Annotated in this window: 2 protein-coding genes; both read right to left on the bottom strand. The window is 45.8% G+C overall.

Going from position 1 to position 3,914, the window contains the following annotated elements:
• On the bottom strand, positions 1–2,032 hold a 2,032-nt coding region (locus WBV27_RS08245; RefSeq protein ID WP_424201077.1), incomplete at its 3' end, for a vWA domain-containing protein.
• An 869-nt stretch (positions 2,033–2,901) separates the two neighbouring features.
• On the bottom strand, positions 2,902–3,914 hold a 1,013-nt coding region (locus tag WBV27_RS08240), incomplete at its 5' end, for a CapA family protein (protein ID WP_424201075.1).

The raw sequence follows: 3,914 nt of genomic DNA, 5'->3' as shown, positions 1-3,914 counted from the left end.
TCGGACTCATATAGTTTTCAGCAGCAGGATCATTACCGATCGCCAACTGAATGGAATCGCCCAACAGGATAGTGGCATCTGTCAACGTTACGCTCAATCTAGCCGGCACATTCACTTGAGGTTTAGGAAATGTCTGAGTGGCTGGCATAGCGTTTACATCGGTATAGTTCAGAACCGCAGACTCATTCGTGTAAGCCAATCCACCTTCAAATTCCGGCTTGGCTTGAACTACATATTTCAACTGTGCGCTCGTATAGATTGTCCCAGGAGACCATGTTATTGTCCTTGTTGCTGGATTATAGGTTGCACCAGCAGGAAGGCTGCTCTCCACTAGATTAAAATCGTTTCCCACCACATCTGTCACGACTGCATTGGTAGCGGAGTAGTTCAATTGGTTTGAAATTTTTTCAAAAATACCAACCAAATCAGCTTCGGATGGAGCATTGTAGAAGCCTGAATTATCCACTGAATCAAGCAAATTTTCTGCAAGAATCCTAGTTGCTGTGCCGTAACCAGCCACTAAGCCGATGCTGAATACACGTGCTGCGGGCCATAGAGCTTGCCCGGCTTGGGTTGTTTTTGTAAATGTATTTAGGGTATTAACATTATTCAGATTTATCGGTTCTGTTTCTGTCCTCGGTCCACCTATCGTTATCGTCGGAACACCGTCAGAGAACAGGATTACTACTTTCTCCGCCTCTGGTCTTGCATTGGCCAATTGTGTACCCGCCATCATTAAACCAGCTTGAGTATTGGTATACCATTTTCCATTGAGTGGTTGGATGGCGTTAATTTTACCTTTTACAGTAGTAGGATCAGCAGAAAAAGCTTGATCTACGGTTGCATCGGTTGCTAGACCAATATTACCGTTATCCCCGCCAAAGCTGACAATATTGATTCTGTTGTTAGTGGTCCCATTCCCTAGAACGATATCAACAAATTTATTGGCCGCTATCTTCAAGTTGGCTAATCTGGATGGATAAGGAGAAATCATACTATAGGAACGATCCAATACTAATATGACATCCACCGGTTTTTCTGGTGGTGTGCCTGTGATGTTTAGAGTTACTTCATAGGTTCTGCATCCTGGGGTCCGTACTGCAGTCTTATTAACCGCAATTGAATCGGTATAGCTGGATGTCAGAACCGTGGATTGCAATAATGAAACGAGAGAGAATGAAGAAGCAAACGCAAAGGACGACTCCTCACTATTGGATTGGGCCTCCGCTTCCGCCGCTGCCTGGACTTCCGCTTCCGCCGCTGCCTGAGCTTCCGCTTCCGCCGCTGCCTGGGCCGCTACTTCTGCTGCCGTTTGGGCTTCTATTTCTGCCTGGGCTGCCGATTCCGCTTCTGCCTGGGCTGCTGCCTCCGCTTCTGCCCGGGCTGCCGATTCCGCTTCTGCCTGGGCTACCGATTCCGCTTCTGCCTGGGCTGCTGCCTCCGCTTCTGCCCGGGCTGCCGCTTCCGCCTCTGCTTGAGCTGCCGCTTGAGCTATGGGATTTACCAGAGATATAGTTTTTGTGTTTCCTGATGAGAGGATATCCATAGTCCCGGATTCTTCTTCGCTGACAGTGCCTGCCAGCATTTTGATGGAAACTGTTTCGGAAATGGGGTCTGTAATGTCGGTGGTGAAAGTCATCGTGAGTGTTTCTGCGGCTGTGCTGTAAGTGTATCCTCTTAAGACTGTCACCGCTCCGATATCCGTACGATTGATTTGTTGAACATTCGTACTAATATTATACGGTGAGCCTAGACCGCTGCTGTATTCGAGCTCCAGTTTCGGTGCCCGTTCGTCCTCAGAATCAAATTTTGTGACGGTCACAACCCAATCAACAGAAGTACCTGCTCCGTTGACCGTTCCGGTTGCACTTGCATTTCCATCATACATCGTTAGTGATGCTTGAACGGTTCCGATATCTGCGGCTAATACATCGATTGCGGTGTAGGCTGATAAAAAAGATGGCATGATGGTCATCAATGTTATCAGCCAAAAGACAATTCTGTCAAGCAGTATAAAGCGTTTTCTTCTCATACTCCTCCATCTCCTCTATATTTAGAAAGTGACGGTACAAGTGACTGGCGCAGTGGATTGAAACTGCTGATGATTGGCTAACTTGCGTGATTCAATCCAGGGGCCGTTAAGGACCAGATACAATGAACAGTGACAAACTGCTTTACTCAAAACGGATCTATCGAGAACAAGGAATAATCAATGGGAGGGGTAAATCGTGGGATTTTCGGATAATGTATCCGAATAAAATGGCCGCCTTCAAAATTGCTGGAAGCCAACCTTTGAGGTCCATATATCAAAATAACTATTTCCGCATGCAAAATAAGTTTGTTGAAAAAACTTACCTATCGATAGTGCCACTTGTGATTCAAGCATGGACCATTTGCTCAATTCCATCTTTATAGGCATACAAAATAAGCTGATTTCTCTGCGATTTTTTCATCTAATTTATTTTGAAAATGAATATGTGAAGAGTTAAATTGGGTATGTTTTGCTGAAGGGGACTTACGGGATGCCTTGTGAAACGAGTTAAATATAAGCTTGAGTTTAAAGAAAATACATTTGTTTAAACTGGTGTTTTTGTCTGATTCAGGAAGAAAGGTTGTGAAAGTGATTAGATGTTTTGCTCAATGGATTGAGCGGGGGGATGTGGTTCTGGTGTTGGGGGTGACGTGATCACCGACATTTGTAGTGGAGTCTTTCTAGGTTGGATAGAATATCGCGATAGGCTTTTCTGCCTATCTACAATATAAAATAAATAAGCCCTTTCGTCAATCATTAGTACTCAATTTTCGGAAGACATCGGCTTCAAATCTGTCTCTTTTCAATAAAAGGTTGCCACACCGCGGATTACCGACGCCTTCAAAAAAATGCAATATTGTTTTTTCCCATCACTCCAGCATTTCTGCAGGGATGACGTTCTTCACGATGGTAAGATAGTTATCCGGCGTTATTTTCAAGCCTTCATAACCGTTCAACCCATGCTCTGAGGCCATTTTTTCCGAATAATTTTCCAGCTTGTGAATTTTGAAATCACGCCTTGTGTTCTCGATATTTCTCGGATCCGCCACATAATGCGAAACGGTAGGCTCGAATTGGACATTTTCGACGGTCACCGTATCATCATCGGCAACGACAAAATCGAAAGTCACCATGCCGCCGAGCGTATTGTAATCCGTCAGCGAATGCGCGATGAAATTCCCCAACGAATAGACCACGAGTGTTTTATTTTGATTTACTCCGGTGACCCACTCGATCGGCTGCAGGATATGCGGATGGGTCCCGATGACGACATCGACCTCCAAGTCGGCGAACAGTTGGGCATACGTGCGTTGCATTTCATTGACTTCCTGCGTGTTTTCGTCACCCCAATGCGCCGAAACAATGACAACATCGCTTACGTTTTTGGCATTGGCCACATCCTGACGAATCTGTTCTTCGTCAAAATAGGCGACACGATAGGAGGTGTCCGGTTCAATACCATTCGTCCCGTAAGTATAGGTCAAGAAGGAGAACGTGACGCCATCCCTTTCGATCGTCCGGATTGCATCGCGATCCGACTGGCTCTCATAAATGCCCGTATAGACAACATTTTCTTGTTCATTCCAGACTGCGAGGGAATTGAGGGCGCCGGGATAATCAAAATCCAGTGCATGGTTCGTTGCGCCGTTGACTAAATCAAAGCCCAGATCATTCATGTCCTGGGCGATTTCGGGTGGTGTATTGAATGCCGGATAGCCGGAATATGCATAATCGTCCCCAGCGCTGATTGTTTCCTGGTTCAGGAAAGCAATATCGGCTTCTTCGATATCCTCCGCCACATTCTCGTAGATAAATTTGAAATCATAAGTGCCATCCGCCAGTTCCGCATCCCGCAAGATGGAATCGTGGATCAGGTTGTCCC

It is taken from the genome of Trichococcus sp., from assembly GCF_049589555.1.
Lineage (GTDB): Bacteria > Bacillota > Bacilli > Lactobacillales > Aerococcaceae > Trichococcus.
The sequence above is the reverse complement of the archived record's forward strand: the minus strand, read 5'-3'. Positions and strand labels throughout refer to the sequence as shown.